Source organism: Nonomuraea sp. AD125B (assembly GCF_041402765.1).
GTDB classification, from domain to species: domain Bacteria; phylum Actinomycetota; class Actinomycetes; order Streptosporangiales; family Streptosporangiaceae; genus Nonomuraea; species Nonomuraea bangladeshensis.
The window spans coordinates 281,027-301,295 of record NZ_JBGLOU010000009.1; the positions used below are offsets into that span (position 1 = coordinate 281,027).

Genomic DNA, 20,269 nt, shown 5'->3' on the forward strand with positions numbered 1-20,269 from the left:
CACGCCCTCACGCTCTCACGCGAGCTGTTCGCGCACGTACGCGCGCCAGCGGGCCGTCAGCGTGGCCGTGGAGAGCCCGAGCCCGGCGAGTGCCCGGTCGGCGCCGTCCACCCGGGCCTCACGGTAGAGGCGTACCAGAGTCCCCTCGCCGAAGCGGTCGGCGAGGAAGCGACACGCCAGCCAGGCCTCCTGGTAAGCCCGTGCGAGCCGCGCCGGGTCGCTCCCGTCGGCGGCGAAGGCGGCGGGGCCGGGCAGTGCGGCGGGCAGGCGTCCCGCGCGCACCTCGTCCGCCAGTTCGGCGGCGGCCGTCCGTACGGGCAGTCCCGAGTCGCGGTAGCCGACGTAGTCGGCGAAACCCTCGTACAGCCAGATGGGGAGGCGGTCGGTGCTGGCGGCGACGTGGGTGAGCTCGTGCGCCAGGACGACGTCCCTGCCGGTGGGGTTGAGGCGGGCGAAGACCTCGGGGACGACGAGCACCCGGTCGCCGTCGGCGAGCGCGGCGAGGCCCTCGATCGGGCCGGTCCCGGCCAGGCGGGCCGCCTCGGCGGCGGAGGCGGGGACGACCACGAGGGGGCGTACGGGCTCGCCGAGGACCGTTCCGACGCGGAGCGCGGCCGTGTCGGCCAGGTGCGCCAGCTCGGCCAGCGACACGGACGAGGTGGGCGTGGCCGGGGCGATGATCATGGACCGTGTCCCACGGACGGTGACGGACTCCCCCGGCCACAGTCCGCGCGCGCCCGCGGGCGGCGCGGGAGCGGCCGCGATCGGCGCGCTCGCGACCGGGATGAACGCGAGGAGCGGCACCAGGAGGAGGAGAGCCGCCGGGGCGGCTCGTCGGCGTCGGCTCACCTGGTCGGACACGATGCCCGATGGTAGCCGGGCCGGACGGGTGCCCGGGGTGGGAAAAGGCGACAGCCCCGCCCGATCCCGTACGGGGATCGGGGCGGGGCTGTGGTCACATACCGGGACGGACCGCGCCGACGAACGACGATTTGCGCCATCCGCTCAGCTTGTCGATACGTACCCGTTCGCCGGTCCTGGGCGAGTGGATCATCTTGCCCTTGCCGACGTACATGCCTACGTGGCCGAGCCCGTTGAAGAACATCAGGTCGCCTGGCTTGAGCTTCTTCCAGGAGACCTTCGTCCGGGTGCGGGCGAACTGGCTGCTCGCCACGCGCGGGAGCCTGATTCCGGCCTTCTTCCAGGCGTACTGGACGAGTCCGGAGCAGTCGAACGAGCCGGGGCCGGTGCCGCCGTAGCGGTACGGGTCCCCGATCTGGTTCTTGGCCACGGCGACGGCCCGGTGAGCCTTCGCCTGCTGCCGAGCGACCTTGCGTGCCTTGGCCGACCTGGCGGTCTTGACGGCCTTGGCGGACTTCGACGACTTCGTGCTGGTCTGCACCGAGGTCGTGGAGGTCGTGGCCGCGTCGCTCGTGGTCGCCGCCTGAGCCGCCGGGGCGTGGAGGACCACACCTCCGGCCGTCACGGTCATGGTGAGCGCCGCGCCACTCAGGGCAAGACGGGACAGACGGGGGTTAAGCGGGGAGGTAGACAGGATTTCTCCTTGAGACTTCCACGAACGCCTACCGGGTTAGCTGACGGATTCGGGCCTGGAAGTAGCCCTACGGCGCGTGCGAACAGCGCCGATTCACCCCTGATCCCCTAGGGAGGGGGATCGGTGGTTCCCCGGCTCCGTGCCTCCTGGCTGCACGGATTCGGCAGGTCGCCGCCCCGTCGAGGTTTTTCTCATGGGGATGCACGGGAGGCGACCGGCGGATTCTGCGGGCGACATGGCGTGTCACCGCGACGCCAGAAGCTACGCCGACACCTCACGAATCGGCAAAGCGGACGGCGGCTTGTCAAGATCAGACAAGGGACCGAGTCAGGATCGAAACTCCTGCTCGGCGACCGGCCTCCGTTACCGGAATGTGACCATACTCACACTTCTCGGGACAGGGCCCAGTAAGGGGCGATTTGTCACTTTCGTCACAGTTTTCACTGCGATAACAGGGCACCGCGCCGCCGGCGCGGGAGGACGTACGGACGGGCCTCAGGGACGGATGGCGCCCACGAGCCGCCGCCCGTAGGCCGACAGCTTGACGACCTTCACGACGTCGCCCGTCTGCGGCGCGTGAACGATCTGCCCGTTGCCCGCGTAGATACTGACGTGCCCCAGTCCCTCGCTGAAGATGAGGTCCCCGGGCTGCAGCGCGTCCAGGCTCACCCGGCGGTTCGCCCCCCAGGCCCACTGCTGCCACGTCGTACGCGGCAGCGAGACCCCCGCGGCCCGCCAGGCCGCCTGCGTCAGGCCGGAGCAGTCGTAGCCGCCCGGCCCGGTCCCGCCGAACACGTACGGCTTGCCGATCTGCGCGTAGGCGAAGCGCAGCACCGAGGCCGCGTTGCCCGACGCGGAGCCGGTGTACTTCATGCCGGTGCTGTTGGGGTTGCCCGGGTTGTAGGCGTTCAGCTTCTCCAGCAGCTTCTTCTGCTGGGCGATGAGCTTGAGGATCTCCGCGCGTTCCTTCTGGACCCCGTCGCGCTCCTTGTCGGCCGCCTCCAGGGCCTTCTCGGCCTTGTCCCGCTCGGTCTTGAGCCCGCGGTTCTCCCGGTCGAAGGCGCTCAGCTTCTCGGCCCGTTCCTTGGAGATCTGGCCGGTCAGCGCGAGGCGGGCGAGGAAGTCGTCGGGGTTGTCGGCGCCGAGGAAGCCCGGCAGGGACGTGACGTCGCCGCCGAGCTGGTAGCTGTCGACGGCCATGCTGATCACCTGGGCGCGCAGGTCGGCGACGGTGGCCAGCTTGCGCTTGTAGCTGTTGTCGAGGTCCGTGTAGCTGGACTTCGCCTTCTTGTACCGCTCCGTGGCCGTGTTGTAGCGGTCGACGACCTTGTCCGCCTTGTCGTTGAGCTTCTCCAGCTTGGCCTTGGCCTGAGCGAGCGTCGGCTTGGGATCGGCGATCGCGGCCCCGGTGGGGGTAAGCACCAGTCCGAACGCGATCCCCGCGGCCACCGGTACCCGGCCAAACCTCACTGCGTCGCCTCCCAGGGTAAACATCTGGGGCGAATAGTACAGAAGTGGCGGGTGAGGTCTCACCTCAACGGGTAAAACCTTAAATTCGTAATCTAGGCGCGACCAAGCCGGCGCAACAGCAGAGCAGACGGAACCGGTCTGGCTCCCATCCGCCGCACCGATTCGGCCACCTCGCGGTCGGAGGACACGACGGCGATGGCCCGCCCCGGCGGCTCGACCCGGACGAGCTGCCGGATGAGGTCGTCGGCGATCTCCCCGGGGTCGCTGAAGAGCACCCGCACCCCGCGCGGCGCGACGACCTGCACGGGGGCGTTGAGCTCGGCCCCGTCGAAGACGACGGTCACCTCGACCCTGGTCTGCGCGGCCAGCCCGCCGAGGTTGGTCATGAGGCGGTTGCGCTGGTCGGCCAGGGTGAGCGTGCCGTAGCCGGTCTTGGTGACGTTGTAGCCGTCGATGATGAGGTGGATCTGCGGGATCGCGAGGAGCTGGTCGAGCAGCTGCGGGTCGTCGTCGGCCAGCGCCCGCGCGGGCACGCCGCGCACGCCCGGCCGCTCACCGGGGTGGGCCGCGACCGAGTCGGCGGGCCGGCTGATGGTGGCCGGCAGGCCGAGCTCCCTGCGCAGCCCGGCCGAGGCGTCCTGCAGGGCGTCGAGCAGCACCCGGATGCGGGCGTCCTCCAGGCTGCGGCCCTCGCGGGCGGCCCGGCGCGAGGCTTCCAGCTGCTTCTCGACGTCGGCCAGCCGCTCGCGCAGCCGCCGCAGCTCGGACTCGCCCGCGCTGCCCGCGGCCACGGCGGCGGTGCGGGCCTCCTCGGCCACGCGCTCCATCTCCTCGGTCCTGGCGAGCGCGGCCTTGGCCCGCTCGCGGGCGTCGTGGAGCTTGCGCCGCAGGTCGGAGTTCTCGGCGCGGGCGGCCTTGAGCTGCTCGCGCAGCCGGTCGGCCTCCTCCTTGGCGGCGCTCTTCTGCGCCGCGAGCTGCTCGCGCAGCCGGGAGACCACCTCCTCGCGCTCGGAGCCCTCGGCCGCCGCGGCGGACTGCTGGAGATCGCTCCGGGCGAGCTCGATCATCTCCTCCCAGCCGGGGGGCCGGGTGAGGTAGGCGGCCGCGGCCACCAGCACGGGGTCGGCCGCGGGCGGGATCTGGCCGTCGGCCAGCGAGGCGACCAGCTCGGGCCAGCCGGCGGCCACCGACTCGGCGACCAGCTCGCGGAACTTCTTGTCGTTCTCCAGCTGCGCGGCGATGGGCGCGCTGCCCAGTTTGGCCCTCTTGCGCGCCTCGAACTTGGCGATCCCGCGCAGCGGCGGCGGGATGGAGACAGCGGGCAGTGTCCCGAGAACGGTGGCCGCCAGGTCCACGACGTTGAGCCGTACCTGCTCGGGGAGCGGGCGAGACAAGCCTTCACCCGCTGAACTCATCCCACTTGTCCCTTCGTGACATGCCCTTTCAGACAAGGGTACGGCTGCCGCGTACCTGACCGTAACGGCCGCCTGTGTATGGACGAGCGCTTGGTCGGGGGTGTACGACAGGTGAACGGCAGGTGTGCACCCGGGAGGCCGACCGTGACGGAGCAGATGCGTACTTCCACCCGTGACCTCCACGAACTCCGTGAGCAGGTGGCCGCGTGGCTGCGCGGCAGGGTCGGCGGGGACGCCTCCGTGTCGGAGCTGGAGCGCCCCACCGACAACGGCATGTCGAGCGAGACCCTGTTCTTCACCGCGACCTGGGAGGGGCGGCGTACGCGCTGCGTGGCACGGCTGGCACCTGCGGGAGAAGCGGTTCCGGTCTTTCCCGACTACGATCTGCGGTCGCAGTTCGAGATCATGCGTTTGGCCAGGGAAAAAGCTGGGATTCCAGCGCCCAGGACGCTCTGGTTCGAGCCGGACCCCGCGCCGCTCGGCTCCCCGTTCTTCGTCATGGAGCGGGCCGAGGGGCTGGTGCCGCCGGACGTGCTGCCGTACACGTTCGGCGGCTGGCTGTGCGAGGCCGCCCCCGAGGACCAGCGCCGGCTGCAGGAGGCCAGCGTGGGCGTCGTGGCCGCGCTGCACCGGACCCCGTTCACCCCGGACGAGCTGGCCCTTTTCGGGCCGCCGGGCCTGCGCGCGCACGTGGACGCCCAGTACGCCTACTACCGGTGGGCGCACGGCAAACGTCCCATCCCGCTGCTGGAACGGGCCTTCGCCTGGCTGGAGGCGCACTGGCCGGAACAGCCCGGCCCGGACGTGCTGCTCTGGGGCGACGCCCGCATCGGCAACCTGATGTTCAGGGACTTCGTGCCGGTCGCGGTGCTCGACTGGGAGATGGCCGCAGTGGGGCCGCGCGAGCTGGACCTCTCCTGGATGATCTTCCTGCACCGTTTCTTCCAGGACCTCACCGTCGCCATGGGCCTGCCCGGCATGCCGGCCTTCATGCGCGCCGAGGACGTCTGCCGCACCTACCGCGAACTGACCGGCCACGAGCCGCGCGACATGGGTTTCTACGAGATGTACGCGGCCCTGCGCCACGGCATCATCATGGCCAGGATCTGGCAGCGCAGGGTCCACTTCGGCGAGCAGCCCGACCCGGACGACCCCGACGACCTCGTCCTGCACCGGGCGACGATCGAACAACTCCTCACCACCTGACCCGGCCCGCCGGCCGGGTCAGGCCGCCGCGTCGTAGACCAGCAGCGCCACCTGGACCCGGTTGTTGAGTGCCAGCTTGGTGAGGATGCGCGAGACGTGCGCCTTGACCGTGGGCACGCTCATGTACAGCTCGCTCGCGATCTCGGCGTTGGAACGGCCCTGCCCCACGGCCATCGCCACCTCCCGTTCGCGCTCGCTGAGCCGGGCGAGCAGCCGCCGGGCCCGTGCGGTGCGCTCCCCCGCGCCGCCGTCGGAGACGTGCGTGATGAGCTGCCGCGTCACGGCGGGCGACAGGATCGGCTCGCCCGCCGCGACCTTCCTGATCGCCTGCACCAGGTCGGCGGGGGCGATGTCCTTGAGCAGGAACCCGGCCGCCCCCGCCCGCAACGCCCGCAGCACCTGCGCGTCGGCGTGGAACGTGGTCAGCACCACCACCTCGGGCGGCGCCGCCGTCGCCCGCAGCGCCTCGGTGGCGGTGAGGCCGTCCACGGCCGGCATGCGGATGTCCATGAGCACCACGTCCGGCCGGTGCTCGGCGACCAGCGGCGGCACCTCCGCCCCGTCCGCGGCCTCGCCCACGATGGCGATGTCACCTGCGCCACCCAGGATCATCGACAGACCGGCACGCACCATCGCGTCGTCGTCGACCACGAGCACCTTGATCAATGCCTCTCCCCCGCCCTCTCCCCCTCCACGTGCCCGGCCGCCCCCGCCGCCGTCTCTTCCACCGCTCGACCTGCCGTCTCCCCCGCCGCCGCCTTTTCCGTCGCCCGACCTGCCGTCTCCCCCGCCGGCTCTTCTGGCCATGGCAGCCGGACGCGCACCACGAACTCCCCCTCCGGCGTCGGGCCGTGCTCCAACCGGCCGCCGGCCAGCTCCGCCCGTTCGGCCAGCCCGATGAGCCCTGCCCGCGCCCCCGGGATGCGAGGGAGATGGCGGGCGCCGAGCGGGTTGCGGACCTCCGCCGACAGCTCCGAGCCCGGGGCACCGGCAACGGTCACGGTGACCGGCTGCCCGGCGGCGTGCTTGCGCGCGTTGGTGAGCGCCTCCTGCACGATGCGGTAGACGTTGCGGCCCAGCCCGTCCGGCGCGTCGCCCGCCCGCTGCTCCAGCCGTACGTCCATGCCGGCCTGGCGGCACTCCTCGACCAGGGACGGCAGGTCGGCGAGCGTGGGCTGCGGCCGGTCGGGCACCTGGTCGTCGCCGCCCTCGGAGCCGGGATGGCGCAGCACGCCGATCACCTGGCGCAGGTCCTGCAGGGCGAGGTGGGCGTTGGTCCGGATCGCCCCGGCCGCACGGGCGATGTCCGCGGCGGGCGCGTCCGGCCGGAACTCCAGCGCGCCGGCGTGCAGGCTGAGCATGGAGATGCGGTGGGCGAGCACGTCGTGCATCTCCCTGGCGATGCGCTCGCGTTCGAGCCGTTTGGCCTCCTCGGCGGCGCTCGCGGCGCGCTGGCGCAGCGACCAGATGAGCTGGCGCCTGGCCCGCACCACGATGCCCCAGGCGCAGACGGTCAGCAGCAGGGCCGACAGCAGGACGCCCCACTCCAGCGGCTCCATGTCGTCCTGCGGCCTGATCCACATGTACGGCGGGATCGTCAGGAGGTGGAGCAGCATGATCGGCCCGGAGACCTTGAACGGCCGGTGCACCGCCACGGTGAACAGCGCCACCAGCCCCGCACCGCCGGCCAGCTCCAGGAAGGTCGAGAGCACCAGCATGACCAGCGCGAGACCCACCGGCCAGCGGCGGCGCAGCCACACCGACACGCACGACAGCGCGCCCACGATCTGCTCGGTGAGCAGGAGCGGCTCCGGCTCGTCCTGCACCTCGGGCAGGCTGAGCAGCGTGATGCCACAGGCGACCAGGAAGATCGCGATGTCCACGATCCAGTCGCGGGTGGAGCGGCGCACCGGTCGGCCCTCGTTGCCGTCGCCGAGCAGCACCGAGGGCAGCACCCATCGGTACTCGGGCACCGGCCCGTCCTCCACCCGCACGTCGCTCACGTTCATCGAGGTTAGGCCCTGCCGAGGTCGCACCGATAGCGACCAAAGTCGATGCCGTGCGAGACCTGCGGACGATGCGGGCCGGGCGGCCGGCGGGCGAGCCTTGGTCCCGTGAAAACGGTGCTGACGGTGCTCGGCTGGCTGCTGCTCCTCCAGGGCGTGGCCGGCCTGGGCAACTCGCTGCTCGGCCTGTGGCCGTGGACCGAGCGGCTGCTCGTGGCCAATCATCTGGGGTTCCTGCGGGGGCACGAGGTGTTCGCGGCCATCGTGATCGGCGTGCTCGGCTTCGTGCTGCTCGCCCTCGCGGACACGGTGTCACGTACGCAGGAGGAGGAGGGCAGGTGACAGGGACGTCGATACGCCCGCCGCGCAACCGGGCCGATCCGCGAGCGGTCGCGTGGTGGACGGTGCAGTGGCTGATCCTCATGGTGCCGGTGGCCGCGGCGGCGGGCTGGGCCTACTGGACGTTCACCGACCGGCCGGTGTGGCTGGGGCTCGTCGTGGCGGCGTTCGGGGCGGGCTGCCTGGCGCTGGCGGTCGCCGCGCCACGGGCGTACTACCGGGTCGAGCGGTGGGAGGTCACCGACGACGCCGTCTACACGCGCAAGGGATGGCTGACGCACACCTGGCAGGTGGCACCCATGTCACGCATCCAGCGGATCGACACCGCGCGGGGGCCGGTGCAGCGGTTGTTCGGGCTGGCCGACGTGACGGTGACCACGGCCTCGTCGGCGGGCGCGATCACCATCGCGGCTCTCGACCACCAGCTCGCCGCCGACCTGGCCGAACGCCTGACCGCCCGCACCCAAGCCACTCCCGGAGACGCGACATGACCGCCCCGGACCGGCCCAGGAGGCAACTGCCCCCAGAGCACTCCGCGTACGAGACCAAAGCGCAGATGGCGACCGGCCACGCTGGGGACGACGCCCACGCGCACACGGCGACTGGAGGCACGGCCGCCGAGGCAGGGCGGTCGGCGGAGGAAGGCGGCTGGCGGGCGCCGGCCGGGCGGTCGGTCGTGGCGTCGGCGGTGAAGTCGCTGGCGCTCGTGGCGCCCGCCGTCATCGGGCTGGTGCGCCTGTTCACCGGCGCCGGGTGGCCGACCTGGGGGCTGGTCACGGCGTGCGCGGCGGCGGCGGTGCTCATCGTGGGAGGCGTGGCGGCGTACGACGTGGCCCGGCTCAGGTCCACGCGCTGGCGGCTGACCGGCGAGCGGCTGGAGCTGCGCTCCGGCATCGCGGTGCGGCGCGCCCGCGCGATCCCGCGCGACCGGGTGCGGAGCGTGGACCTGCGGGCCGACCCGGTGCTGCGGCTGCTGGGGCTGACCGTGGTCAAGGTCGGCACCGGCGAGCGCGTGACCGACGGCGACGAGCTGACGCTGGACCCGCTGACCAGGCACGACGCCGAGACGCTGCGCCGTACGCTGCTGCGCGGCGCGGCGGCGGACGAGCAGTCCGGCGACGGGGTGGATCGCGACGCGCCGCTGGCCGAGCTGCGGTGGTCGTGGGTCCGGTACGCGCCGCTGACGGTGTGGACCTTCGCCGGGGCGGCGGCGGTGCTGGGCGTGGCCTACCAGGCGGCGGAACGGCTGGGACTGGAGGACCTGGCCGAACAGGCGGCCGGGCCGGTGTGGGACTGGGTGAGCGATCATCCGCTGCCCGCCGTCGTTCTGCTGCTCACCGCCAACGTCACCGTGGGAGCGCTCGGGGCGGTGCTGCTGTTCGCCGAGTCGTGGGGGCGCTACCGGCTGGATCGCGAGCCGGGACGGCTCCGGCTGCGACGCGGCCTGCTCACCACCCGCTCGCTGACGCTGGAGGAGCGGCGGCTGCGCGGGGTGGAGGTCAGCGAACCGCTGCTGCTCCGGCTGGGCGGCGGGGCGCGCGTCAAGGCGATCGCCACCGGACTCGGCAAGGCCGCCGACAGCGAGAGCGAGGACGTCGGCGCGCTCACCCCACCACTTCCTCGCCCTCTGGCCTGGCGCCTGGCCGACGCCATCGCGAGGGGGAACGCCGGCACGGATGCGGGGGCCGGACTGGTACGGCATCCGCCCGCGGCACAGCGGCGGCGGGTCGTGCGCGCGGTCGTGGTCGTGGTGGTGCTCGCCGCCGTCGCAGGGGTGGTGTCCTGGTGGGTGCCGTGGCCGCAGCCCTGGATGCGGGCCTGGGTGTGGGCGGTGCCGGCGGTGGCGGCGCCAGTGGCTTGGTGGGGCGCCGTGACGGGGGCGCGGAGTCTCGGGCACGCCCTCGCCGGGCGGCATCTGGTGACCCGCCACGGAGCGGTGGTCCGGCGTACGGTCGCGCTGGAGCGGGCGGGCATCTCGGGCTGGACGATCACCGAATCGTTCTTCCAGCGGCGGGCCGGCCTGGTGACGGTCTCGGCCACCACCGCCGCGGGTGACGGCCACTACGAGGTCCTGGACGTGGGCCGCGGCGACGGGCTGGAGCTTGCCGCGCGGGCGGCCCCGGACCTGCTGGAGCCGTTCCTGGTAAGGCCGGCAGACGGGCCACCGAGCAGGCCGGCGGATGGGTGAACAAGCGGGCCGCCGGACCGGTTGACGGGTCGAGCGCCAAGTGGGCCGGCACCGAGCCCAGGTGAGCCGGCACAGCAAGCCGCCGCGCGAGCCCGTACCGCGGGAGAAAAGGGAGAGCCGCGTGACCTCGTTGTTTTGTCCATGCCCCTGTGTTGGACAAATCAGGTCCCGCGGCTCAAGTGCTTGCAGACATAACGGTATTTGGCCCACTTGCAACCGAGTTGCAGCCGTATTAACCGTTGACGGAGATCACTGGTCAAGAGATGATCCGCGGGTGTCGCCAGGACCCGCGCTCGCCTGCCGCACACTGAGCTGCCGGGCCGGCGGGCGTACGATCATCGAGGATCTCACCCTGGAGTTCGAGCCGGGCGAGCGCGTGGCGCTCATGGGTCCGTCAGGCTCCGGGAAGACGACGCTGCTCACCACGCTGGCCGGGCTGCTGCCGCCCGCCGCGGGCCGGGTGCTGGCCGGCGGCGTCCCCTTGGACGAGCAGCCGGAGCTGCGCGCCGGGCTGGCGCTGGTCTTCCAGTCGTACGGGCTGCTGAGCCTGCTCACGGCGGCCGAGAACGTCGAGGTCGCGCTGCGGGCGGCGGGCCGGCCCCCGCGCGAGGCGATGCGGCTGGCGGCGGAGGCGCTGGACCGGCTGCGGGTGGCGCGGTTCGCCGACCACCTGGTCGAGGAGCTGTCCGGAGGCCAGCAGCAGCGGGTGGCGGTGGCGCGGGCGCTGGCGCTGCGGCCCCGGGTGCTGCTGGCCGACGAGCCCACGGCCGAGCAGGACGCCACGCACCGCGCCCTCGTCCTGGACGAGCTGCTCGCCATTGCGGCGCAGGGCACCACGGTGGTGCTGGCCACCCACGACCCGGAGGTGGCCGAGCGCTGCGACCGGGTGATCGAGCTGCGGTCGCTGGCCGCCTCCAGGCGGGCGAGGAGGGGCCGGTGAGCCTCGTCAGGTGCGACGGCGTCGTACAGATCTACCGGGCGCAGGACGTCGAGGTCGTCGCGCTCCGCGACGTCGACCTGACCATCGGCGCGGGCGAGACGGTCGCGCTGCTCGGGCCGTCAGGCGCGGGCAAGTCGACCCTGCTGTGGCTGCTGGCCGGGCTGCTGCGGCCGAGCGCGGGCCGCCTGTGGCTGGACGGCGCGGACCTCGGCCGGCTCGACCAGCGCAGGCTGGACCGGCTGCGGGCCACGCACATCGGCATGGTGCTGCAGAACCCGGCGCGCAACCTCATCGGCCACCTGTCCGCCGCCCAGAACATCGCCTTCGCCCAGCGCGCCGTACGCCGGGACCGGCGGCGGGCGCGCGAGCTGCTGGCCCGGGTCGGCCTGGCGGACGCGGCCGACCGCCCGGCGGGCCGGATGTCGGGCGGTGAGCAGCAGCGCCTCGCGCTGGCCGTGGCGCTGGCCAATGCCCCCAGGCTGCTGCTCGCCGACGAGCCCACCAGCCAGCTCGACGAGGAGTCCGGGCGGCGGGTGATCGAGCTCGTCCGTGACGCCGCCGGTGAGGGCACGACCGCCGTCGTGGTCACCCATGATCCGGCCGTGGGCGAGGCGCTGGACCGTACGGTGACGATCAGGGACGGCCGGGTCGGGGCGGAGGGCCGGCGCGGCGAGGACTTCGTGGTCGTCGGCAGGGAGGGCGCCGTGCAGGTGCCGCCCGAATACCACCATCTGCTGCCGCCCGGCTCCATGGCCAGGATCGAGGAGCTGGAGGACGGCATCGCGCTGCGGAGGGCCGAACCGTGATCCTGCGCGGTCTCTGGGAACGCCGCACGCTCTCTCTGGTCGTGCTGCTCATCGCGATCGTCCCGATCGCCTCGGCGGCCGTCGGGCCGATCTACGCCGCCGCCGCCCGCACCACCATCGCCCGGGAGGCGCTCGCGGCGGCCCCGGTCGAGGGCCGCGGCTGGCGCTACACCACCACCGAGGGCGACATCGAGGCCAAGGTGGCGGCGTTCACGGCGGGCGCGGACTTCACCACCAAGCCGATCTACGGCCTGGAGCTCACCAGCGGCCGGCGCGACGACGAACGGGCGTTCTCGCTGGTGTGGCAGGACGGGCAGTGCGCGCACCTGACGCTCGCCGAGGGCCGCTGCCCGCGCGCCGGCGGCGAGGTGATGGCGAGCCAGGCGACCGGGTTCGAGGTGGGCGAGATCGTCGAGCTGACGACGGTCATGCAGACCGGCTCCGGCACCACGGGGCGCGAGTCAGCGCCGCTGACCGTGGTCGGGCTCTACCGGCCCGGCTCGGCGGCCGACCCGTTCTGGTTCGGCCGGACGCTGTTCTCCCCCACCGGCGAGCCGAGCTCGGACAAGGCCGACGCCCTGTTCACGGTGCCGGAGACGCGGCTCGACACGTACATCGTCAGCTCCGGCGTCACCGTCGGCTCCGCCGACGCGCCGGGCGGCTGGACCGACTACGCGGTCATCGGCATCGACCCCGCCCGCCTCGACGGCGCCGACCTCGACCGGCTGAGCGCCATGCAGGCCGCGGCCGAGGCGGCGGGCCGCGACAGCCGGGTCATCGTCTACTCCCGGCTGGCCGACACGCTCAAGGTCATGACCGCCAACGCCGACGCGCTCGGCGTCCCGACGCTCCTGGTGATCGCCCAGCTCGTCGCGCTCGGCTGGATGCTGCTCTTCCAGACCGTCGGCGACCTCGTACGCGCCCGCGGGCCGGAGATCGCGCTGGCCCGGCTGCGCGGCCTGCGCCGGACGCGTGTGTGGCTGTTCGCGCTGGCCGAGCCGCTGCTGCTGCTGGCCGCCGCGGTGCCGCTCGGGCTGTTCGCCGGGCACGTCGCCGCGGGCGCGATGATCCGCGCGCTGCTGCCGCCCGGCATCCCCGTGGCCTTCCCGCTCACGGCCGCGCTGGCCGGGGTGGCGGCCATGCTGGGCGGGCTGCTGGCCGCCGGGCCGGTCGCCTGGCGGGTGGCCACCCGGCCGGTCACCGAGGAGTGGCGGCGCACCCCGCGCCGCTCGGCGCGCGGCTGGGTGCTGGACGCCGTGGTCCTGGCGATCACCGCGCTGGGGCTGGTCGAGCTGCTGGCCGCCGGCGTGCTCACCGACGTCTCGGGACGCGGTTCGAGCGCGATGGCGGTGCCGGGGCTGATCGCGCTCGGCGTGGCGCTGCTGGCCGGTCGGGCGCTGCCGGTGCTCACCCGGCGGCTGTTCGCGGTGACCCGCAGGCGGGGCGGGCTCGGGCCGTTCCTGGCGCTGCGGCAGGTGGCGCGGGGGCCGGTCACGGCGGGCAGCGTGGTGGTGCTGGGGGCCGCGTTCGGGCTGGCCACGTTCGCGGTGTCGGCGTGGAGCGCCACGTCGGGCGACTACGCGGAGACGGCCAGGTTCCACAACGGGGCGGCCACCGCGATCACCGTGCGGCCGGTCGAGCCGCGCGAGCTGATCGCCGCCGTGGCCGCCGCCGACCCCGGCGGCCGGACCGCCGCGCCCGTGATCACGGTGCCGGGGCCGCCGCAGCTGGTCGCCACCGACCCGGCGCGGCTGGCCGCGATCGGCGCGGCCTGGCGTCCCGAGCTGGCCGGGGGCACGTCGCTGGAGCAGGCCGCCACGGCGCTGGAGGGGCCGCGTACGCCGCGCGTGTGGGTGCGCGGCGACCGGTTCCGCGTCCGGCTCCGCCACGATCCGCCGCCGGAGGGCTGGCGGATCCGGCTGTCGGCGGTGTTCCGCGTGCCGGGCACGCTGCGGCCCGCGCAGCTCCCGCTCGGCGAGCTGTCCGGCACGTCGGGGACGCGCGCCTGGAACCTGCCGCCCGCCTGCGCCCGCGCGGCGTGCGAGCTGCGCGCCTTCCGCGGGGAGCCGGTGCCGCCGCCCGAGTACGCCCAGTCCGCGTTCGTACGGGTGACCGTCGCCGGAATGGCCGTACGCGACCAGGGCCAATGGCGGTCGCTGGAGCTGCCCGCGTGGCGGGTGGACGAGGACCCCGACGCGCGCGACGGCTCGTTCGTCGTCACCGACACCGGCAACCAGACGCTGCGCCCCGACACGTACGCGCCGGAGCCCGCCGCCGTCTCCGTCGGACCGGTCGGCAGGAAGGCGGTGCCGGGCCTGGACAGCGGCTACGCCACGCCGGTGCGCGCCGCCGTCACCTCGGCCGCCGGGCCCGGCCTGACCGACGCGGGCGTCGTCATGGATCTGGAGCAGGCCGACCGGATCGCGTACGGCGTGCACGAGAAGGGCGTCCACCAGGTGTGGACCCGGCTGTCCGACACCGCCGCGCTGGAACGCGAGCTGGAACGCCAGGGGCTGTCGGTGGTGTCGCGGCGGACCGTGACGGAGCTGACCGCGTCCTTCGCCGGGCAGGGGCCGGGGCTGGCGCTGTTGCTGCTGCTGGTCTCCGCGCTCGCCGCCGCCGCGCTCGCGCTCGGGCGGACCGTGCTCGCCCTGCACACGGCGGCCAGGAGACGCGGCTACGAGCTGGCCGCGCTGGAAGCGGCGGGCGCCAGGGTGGCGGCGTTGCGGATCGCGCTGCTGCTGGAACAGGTGATCACGGTGGCCGCGGGCACGTTCGCCGGGCTGGCGGCCGGGCTGCTCGCGGCCTGGGCGGCGCTCGGCCGCATCCCGCAGTTCGCCGTGGCGCCGGTGACGCCGCCGCTGCCGCACCACGTGGCGGCGGCGCCCGTCGCGCTCGTCGTGGGCGCCGCGCTGCTGCTCAGCCTGGTGGCCGCGGCGGTGGTGGCGGAGCTGCTGCTGCGCGGCGTACGGGTCGAACGCCTGCGCGACGCCCCCGCCTGAACGCCGCCTCAGCTCCCGATCGGCTGTCTGGTCATCTCTGCCATGAACGCCCTGGCCATCGACAGCACCCCGCCCATGGCCTCCTTCTCGGACATGAGCCGGACCTTCGGCGAGTTCGTCGCCGCGTCCTTCGGCCGCTGGTGGCCGGAGTAGTCGACGCGTACGACCACCGCGCCCTTGCGCATGAGCACCGAGCCGCTGGAGGCCGCCACGTCGCTGTGCCTGGTCTGCACGAACTGCTGGTACGCCTGGTCGCCCAGGTCCTTGCGGTCGACCAGTTCGCCCCAGGTGATGCCGCCCATGGACGCGCCCGCCATGTTCTTGTCGCCGCCGCGCTGGGTGGCGTAGTAGGACTTGGCGCCGCTCTCGTCGGCCTGGCCGGTACGGTCGCTGAAACGGTGCACGGTGATCAGCACGCTGCGGATCTTCTTCGTGTCCGCGTCGTCGCCCGGCAGGTCCAGGTTGAGCCAGCGGCACTCGGTCTGGCTGTCGCCGCCCTCCTCCAGTCCGCGCACCCGCGTCGTGGGGCTCGGCACCAGCTCGGTGGCCTTCGCGCCGACGGCCGTGCAGAACGCGGGGAACGCGGCCAGCACGGTCGGCGAGGCAGACGGCTTCGGGCTGGGCGAGGAGGTGACGGCGGGCTCGTCGGCCTTGGCCGGCACGTTCGGGTTCTTCGCCTGCCAGGCCGCCACACCCTTGGCGAAGTACGCGACCAGGCCGCTGACCTCGCGCAGCGCGTTCGCCTCGGTGATCGACTGCCGGGTCTCGCTCGACAGGATCTGGGCGTCCTTCTTCTGCTGGTCGGCCTGGAACTTCACCTTGATGGTGAAGTCGCCGACGCGGGCGTTCGCGGTGCCGAACGAGTACCACAGGAGCTTGTCGCGCCGCCACGTGTACTGGGCGAACGCGCCTTCGCCGACGCCGGGGATGTCCTTGATCGGGGAGATGTACTCCTTCTCGCCGGGGTCCAGGGACGGCTTGGCGGTGGCGGCGTACTTGCCGCCGCGGTACTCCGCCTCGTAGGCGTTCTGGGCCTGGCTGCGGCCGGTCTTGGCGCCCTCGCCGCGGTATTGGGCGATCTTGACGTCGATCTCCCTGCTGCGCCAGTACTCGCCGAACGAGATGCGGCGGTTGACCCAGTTGCAGCCGAAGTCGACGGTGAACTCTCCGTCGCGGGAGGACTTGGCGACGGTCGCGCCGGGCACCAGGCGGTCGGCCTCCTCCTTGGGGAGCATGCCGCACACGTCCGGGCCCTTCGCGCCGGAGGCGGCGGAGGCCGACGAGGACGCCGCCGGCCGGCCATCGGCGTCCCCCGAGCCCGCGGGTGCGTCGCCGGAGGTGAGCACGAACACGCCCACGCCCCCGGCCGCCACCAGCACCACCACGCCTGCGGCCAACACCGGCATCAACCACGCACGCCGCCCCGGACCCGGCACCGACGGGGGCTGCGGCACCGTGGGCGCCGTGGACGCCATCTGCGGCGAACCCCACGGCTGAGGGCCGACCGCCTGCTCACCCGACGAGTACGGTCCAGGCGGCTGAGCACCCCACGGCTGCCCGCCCGGCGCGTGCGGGGCCGGCGGCTGTGGGCCGGGCGCCTCCTGGTTCCTCGGTTGCCCGTCCCAGGGCTGCGCATTCGGGGACTGCGGGCCCGGCCACGGAGAGTTCGGCGGCTGAGAGTTCTGCGGGGGCATCCCAGGAGGCGGCGGTCCGTAGGACGGCGGGCCTTGCGGCGGCGGGCCCTGAGGGGAGCCGTAGGACGGACCCTGAGGAGGCCCGCCCTGAGCCAGCCCCTGAAACGGGACCTGCGGAGGGCTGTAAGGCGAGCCCTCAAGAGACGGGTCCGTGGGCGAGGCGTAGGGCGGTCCCTGAGGGCCGTAAGACGGGACCTGCGGAGATGAGTCCTGAGGCGGTGAGGCATAGGACGGCCCCTGGTAAGGGGCGTAAGGGCCTTGAGGTGAGCCGTAAGGGGCTTGCGGTGGCATGGCGGGCGGGGGCGGGCCCGGGTGGGCGCTCCCGCCGGGCGGGAATGGGGGCCCGCCTGGGACGCCGGCCCCTGGGCCCATCGGCTGCCAGCCCTGCGGACCATGCGACCCGTCCTGTGAGCCGTAGGGCCCGCCCTGCGGCACATACGGCACGTCCCCACCGCCCTGCGCCCCGTACCCCGGCGGAGGACCGTACCCGTCCCGAGGCCCGACCGGGGTGTTCGGGGAGCCGGGTGGCGGGTTGTCGCCGGGGTCGTCGTCCCGCCCCCCGGACGGGTACGGGGTCGCCGGCGGCTCGTACGCGCTTCCGGGGTTCACTGGGACTCCTGGGATCGCCCTGACTTGCGGGAGAACATGCTAGTCACACCCCTCGCACGATGCTTGCGACGTTTGTCACGGCGCGGGTCATCTGTCCAGGGCCGCGGCCACCAGTCGCGCCGCGGCGACGGCCGTCTCCTTGTCCGCCGCTCTCGACGCCGGGACGTCGTCACGGTGCCACACCACTTCGCCGAGCAGGTTACTCGTCCGGAAGAGCAGCACGCTGTCGGATCGGCCGCTTTTGTTGGTGTTGATGTAGAACGTGAAGCTGTTCTGGAGGATGGCCGACTCCGCGATCCCCGGCACCTCGGACACCCCGCCGCGCACGTCGCGCCCCTCCTGGCCCTTGCCCGCGGCCCTGGTGGCCTTCTCGCTGGCGAAGCGCCGCTGCGCCACCTGCGGCCCGCCGAGGTCGCCGTCCGGCTTCTCCGCCCAGGCCCGTACGGTGAGCGTGCGCCCCGGCTCTTCGCGCACGATCCACTGGCACTCCCCCGGCCGGGTCGCGTTGCGCACCGGCGTGACCTTCATGAGCTCCGCGGCCTGGACGTCGGTGAGCAGCGTGCACGGGTCGGGCGCGGCGGCGTACCGGCCGGTGTCGGGCTGCGGGCGCACAACGGAGACGGCGTACCATCCGCCGGCGCCCAGCAGCACGACGGCGGCGGCGAGCGCGGCGGGCAGCAGCCACCGCGGGCGGCCCCGCGGCTCGGTGGCGGCGTCGGCCAGGGCGGTGAGCGCCTGCCTGATCTGCGGCGCGGTGGGCCGGGCGGCGGGATCCTTGGCGAGCATGGCCATCAGCAGGCCGCCGAGCCGCCGCCCCGCCCTGGCCGGGAACGGCGGCTCGTGCAGCAGCACCGCCGCCGCCACCGCGGCGGGCAGGTCGCGCTCGAACGGCGCCCGCCCCTCCACCGCCGTGTAGAGGCTCGCGCCGAGCGACCACAGGTCGGACGCGGGGCCGGAGGGCTGCTCGTTGAGGCGTTCCGGGGCCATGTAGCCGGGCGAGCCCGCGCTGCCCGTCACGTCTCCCGGGCCGCCCATGGGGGCCGCGATGCCGAAGTCGGTGAGCATGGCCGAGCCGTCCGCGTCGAGCAGGATGTTGCCCGGCTTGACGTCCTGGTGCAGCAGGCCGTGGGCGTGCGCGACCTCCAGCGCCGACAGCACCCGCAGCCCGATCCTGGCCACGGCGCCGGGCGGCAGCGGGCCCCGCTCCCTGACGAGCTGGTCGAGCGAGCGGCCGGTGACCAGGTCCATGATGATCCACGGCTGGTGGCCCTCCAGCACGACGTCGTGCACGAGCACGATCGCCGGGTCGCGCAGCCGGCCCGCGGAGCGGGCCTCGTGGATGGCCCGGCCGGTGAACTGCGCCCGCGCCTGCGGGGTGAGGCCGTCGGGGACGCGCACCTGCTTGACGGCGACCTGCCGGTCGAGCATCTCGTCGATGGCCCGCCACACGGTGCCCGCGCCGCCCTGGCCGAGCCGCTCGATCAGCCGGTAGCGGCCGGCCAGCAGGTAGAGGTCATGCGGCATGGCGCAACGCCTGCTCGCTCGCCCGCGCGGCCTTCAGCGCCGCCTGCCGGACGTCCTCGTCCGTAGGCCGGTCGGACAGGGTGGAGTACTCGACGCTGACCACGAGGTTGGCCAGCCGGTAGTAGACGTGCGCGGAGTGCACCCGGCCGGTGGGCCCCTTCAGCTCGAAGCCGAACGCCTCCTCGCCGACCCCGCCGATCTGCCGCACCGGCGTCAGCGTGGCCTTCCTGGAGGTCCTGACGCCGATCTCCGGCCAGGTCCAGTCGACGCTGGTGTACTTGCCCCAGTAGCGCTTCTGGTTCTGGAACAGCGTGCGGGCCGTCGCCTGGGTCATCGACCACGGGTCGACGGTGTCGGAGTCCTTCTGCACCTGCAGCCCCACGCCCGTGCCGGAGATCGGCCAGCCGCACTTGGGGCCGACCTCGTCGGAGCCGGGCCGCGGCTTGGGCGGGGCGGCGGTGAGCAGCAGCCGGCCCACCTCCTCCGAGGCCAGCAGCGTGCACACGTCCATGGGGGCGGTGAACGCCGCGGGCACGTCGTCGCCGCCGCCCAGACCGCGTACGGCGAGGAAGCCGACGCCCGCCAGCACGGCCGCGAGCGCCGTCCCCGCCGCGACCCACACCACGGTACGGCCGCGCCTGGCGACCCGGCCGGGCACGGTGACGTCGGCGGCGGCCGGCAGCTCGGGAAGCGGACGGCCGGCGGCGACCTCGCGCAGCGCGGACACGACCACCCGCGGATCGGGGCGGGCGGCCGGGTGGTGCGCCATCATGGCGGCGATCAGCGGGCCGAGCGGGCCGGGCGCGACCGGCGGCGGCGACAGCAGCGTGGCCTGCACCCGCTGGGCGGCCGAGCCCTCGTAGGCGGGCACGCCGGTGACCGCGACGTAGAGGGTGGCGCCGAGGGACCACAGGTCGCTGGCCGGGCCGCCGGGCAGCCCCTCCAGCCGCTCGGGGGCGATGAAGCCGGGCGAGCCGATCATCAGGCCCTGCTCGGTGAGCGTGGCCTGGCCCTCCTGGCGGGCGATGCCGAAGTCGGTGAGCACGACCCGGCCGCTCTCGGTCAGGAACACGTTGCCCGGCTTGACGTCGCGGTGCTGCATGCCCTGGGCGTGCGCGGCCGTCAGCGCCTCCAGCACCTCGGCGCCGACGCGGGCGGCGTGACCGGCGGGCATGGGCCCGAACTGGCGGACGGTGTCGCCGAGGGTGCGGCCCCGCAGCAGCTCCATGACCAGCCAGGGCCGGTCGTTCTCGACCACCACGTCGTGCAGGGCGACGATGCCGGGGTGACGCAGCCGCGCGGTGGCCTGCGCCTCGCGCACCGCGCGCTTGACCGAGTCGGCCCGCTCCTTGGGCGCCATGCCCTCGGGCAGCGTGAGCTCCTTGACCGCGACCTCGCGCTCGAGCATCTCGTCCCTGGCCAGCCACACCTTCCCCATGCCGCCCGCGCCCAGCGGACGCAGCAGGGAGTAGCGGCCGGCGAGTCTTCCCGCCGACATAAAGGGAAGGGTAACGA

General features: G+C 73.8%; 16 protein-coding genes and 1 riboswitch. Of the genes, 7 read left to right on the plus strand and 9 right to left on the minus strand.

Annotated features, from left to right (window positions below; all coding sequences use genetic code 11):
* Positions 1–15 precede the first annotated feature (15 nt).
* From ACBR40_RS24980 to ACBR40_RS24995, 4 genes are all read right to left on the minus strand, one after another.
* Positions 16–861: a hypothetical protein gene (locus ACBR40_RS24980; RefSeq protein ID WP_371250307.1), complete on the minus strand. Its 846-nt coding sequence runs from the start codon at positions 859–861 to the stop codon at positions 16–18.
* Positions 862–955: 94 nt separating this feature from the next.
* Positions 956–1,492, minus strand: coding sequence for a C40 family peptidase (locus ACBR40_RS24985; protein WP_364445656.1), 537 nt, complete (start codon positions 1,490–1,492; stop codon positions 956–958).
* Positions 1,493–1,565: 73 nt separating this feature from the next.
* A riboswitch (cyclic di-AMP (ydaO/yuaA leader) is annotated at positions 1,566–1,731 on the minus strand.
* 319 nt (positions 1,732–2,050) lie between these two features.
* Positions 2,051–2,977 (minus strand): NlpC/P60 family protein, encoded by a 927-nt coding sequence (locus ACBR40_RS24990; protein WP_371250308.1) that lies wholly within the window; start codon positions 2,975–2,977, stop codon positions 2,051–2,053.
* Between the two features lie 140 nt (positions 2,978–3,117).
* A complete protein-coding gene (locus tag ACBR40_RS24995) occupies positions 3,118–4,440 on the minus strand; it encodes an NYN domain-containing protein (RefSeq protein WP_371250309.1) in 1,323 nt (440 codons plus the stop codon).
* Between the two features lie 144 nt (positions 4,441–4,584).
* Between ACBR40_RS24995 and ACBR40_RS25000 the strand changes: the two genes are divergently transcribed.
* The gene (locus tag ACBR40_RS25000; protein ID WP_371250310.1) at positions 4,585–5,646 is read left to right on the plus strand and encodes a phosphotransferase family protein; all 1,062 of its coding nucleotides are present in this window, start codon (positions 4,585–4,587) and stop codon (positions 5,644–5,646) included.
* Positions 5,647–5,664: 18 nt separating this feature from the next.
* Here the strand turns inward: ACBR40_RS25000 and ACBR40_RS25005 are convergent, their stop codons facing one another.
* Positions 5,665–6,312: a response regulator transcription factor gene (locus tag ACBR40_RS25005; protein WP_344214652.1), complete on the minus strand. Its 648-nt coding sequence runs from the start codon at positions 6,310–6,312 to the stop codon at positions 5,665–5,667.
* Positions 6,309–7,649 (minus strand): sensor histidine kinase, encoded by a 1,341-nt coding sequence (locus tag ACBR40_RS25010; RefSeq protein WP_371250311.1) that lies wholly within the window; start codon positions 7,647–7,649, stop codon positions 6,309–6,311. The genes ACBR40_RS25005 and ACBR40_RS25010 overlap by 4 nt, the downstream gene beginning before the upstream one ends.
* A gap of 111 nt (positions 7,650–7,760) precedes the next feature.
* Between ACBR40_RS25010 and ACBR40_RS25015 the strand changes: the two genes are divergently transcribed.
* The 6 genes from ACBR40_RS25015 (at position 7,761) to ACBR40_RS25040 (ending at position 14,927) form a co-directional block, all read left to right on the plus strand.
* Complete coding sequence (locus ACBR40_RS25015; protein ID WP_371250312.1) at positions 7,761–7,994, plus strand: hypothetical protein; 234 nt, start codon at positions 7,761–7,763, stop codon at positions 7,992–7,994.
* Positions 7,991–8,482: a PH domain-containing protein gene (locus ACBR40_RS25020; RefSeq protein ID WP_344214647.1), complete on the plus strand. Its 492-nt coding sequence runs from the start codon at positions 7,991–7,993 to the stop codon at positions 8,480–8,482. Before ACBR40_RS25015 ends, ACBR40_RS25020 begins: the two co-directional genes overlap by 4 nt.
* Positions 8,479–10,179: a PH domain-containing protein gene (locus tag ACBR40_RS25025; RefSeq protein WP_371250313.1), complete on the plus strand. Its 1,701-nt coding sequence runs from the start codon at positions 8,479–8,481 to the stop codon at positions 10,177–10,179. The genes ACBR40_RS25020 and ACBR40_RS25025 overlap by 4 nt, the downstream gene beginning before the upstream one ends.
* Before the next feature lie 274 nt (positions 10,180–10,453).
* Positions 10,454–11,119 carry an ATP-binding cassette domain-containing protein gene (locus tag ACBR40_RS25030; protein ID WP_344214643.1) on the plus strand — a complete coding sequence of 222 codons (666 nt, stop codon included), beginning with the start codon at positions 10,454–10,456 and terminating at the stop codon, positions 11,117–11,119.
* Positions 11,116–11,925 (plus strand): ABC transporter ATP-binding protein, encoded by an 810-nt coding sequence (locus ACBR40_RS25035; protein ID WP_371250314.1) that lies wholly within the window; start codon positions 11,116–11,118, stop codon positions 11,923–11,925. The genes ACBR40_RS25030 and ACBR40_RS25035 overlap by 4 nt, the downstream gene beginning before the upstream one ends.
* Positions 11,922–14,927: an FtsX-like permease family protein gene (locus tag ACBR40_RS25040; protein WP_371250315.1), complete on the plus strand. Its 3,006-nt coding sequence runs from the start codon at positions 11,922–11,924 to the stop codon at positions 14,925–14,927. Before ACBR40_RS25035 ends, ACBR40_RS25040 begins: the two co-directional genes overlap by 4 nt.
* Positions 14,928–14,935: 8 nt before the next feature.
* Here ACBR40_RS25040 and ACBR40_RS25045 read toward each other — a convergent pair whose 3' ends face one another.
* The 3 genes from ACBR40_RS25045 to ACBR40_RS25055 form a co-directional block, all read right to left on the minus strand.
* Positions 14,936–16,327, minus strand: a complete 1,392-nt coding sequence (locus ACBR40_RS25045; RefSeq protein WP_371250316.1) for a hypothetical protein — start codon at positions 16,325–16,327, stop codon at positions 14,936–14,938.
* A gap of 990 nt (positions 16,328–17,317) precedes the next feature.
* Entirely contained in the window at positions 17,318–18,754 is a 1,437-nt protein-coding gene (locus ACBR40_RS25050) for a serine/threonine-protein kinase (protein WP_371250317.1), read from the minus strand.
* The gene (locus tag ACBR40_RS25055; protein ID WP_371250318.1) at positions 18,744–20,252 is read right to left on the minus strand and encodes a protein kinase; all 1,509 of its coding nucleotides are present in this window, start codon (positions 20,250–20,252) and stop codon (positions 18,744–18,746) included. The genes ACBR40_RS25050 and ACBR40_RS25055 overlap by 11 nt, the downstream gene beginning before the upstream one ends.
* Between the last annotated feature and the right edge of the window lie 17 nt (positions 20,253–20,269).

Bases quoted from the DNA above. Each gene is read 5' to 3' on its own strand.
- ACBR40_RS24985 (WP_364445656.1), bottom strand. From the start codon at position 1,492: ATGACCGTGACGGCCGGAGGTGTGGTCCTCCACGCCCCGGCGGCTCAG.
- ACBR40_RS24995 (WP_371250309.1), bottom strand. From the start codon at position 4,440: ATGAGTTCAGCGGGTGAAGGCTTGTCTCGCCCGCTCCCCGAGCAGGTA.
- ACBR40_RS25025 (WP_371250313.1), top strand. From the start codon at position 8,479: ATGACCGCCCCGGACCGGCCCAGGAGGCAACTGCCCCCAGAGCACTCC.
- ACBR40_RS25050 (WP_371250317.1), bottom strand. From the start codon at position 18,754: ATGCCGCATGACCTCTACCTGCTGGCCGGCCGCTACCGGCTGATCGAG.
- ACBR40_RS25055 (WP_371250318.1), bottom strand. From the start codon at position 20,252: ATGTCGGCGGGAAGACTCGCCGGCCGCTACTCCCTGCTGCGTCCGCTG.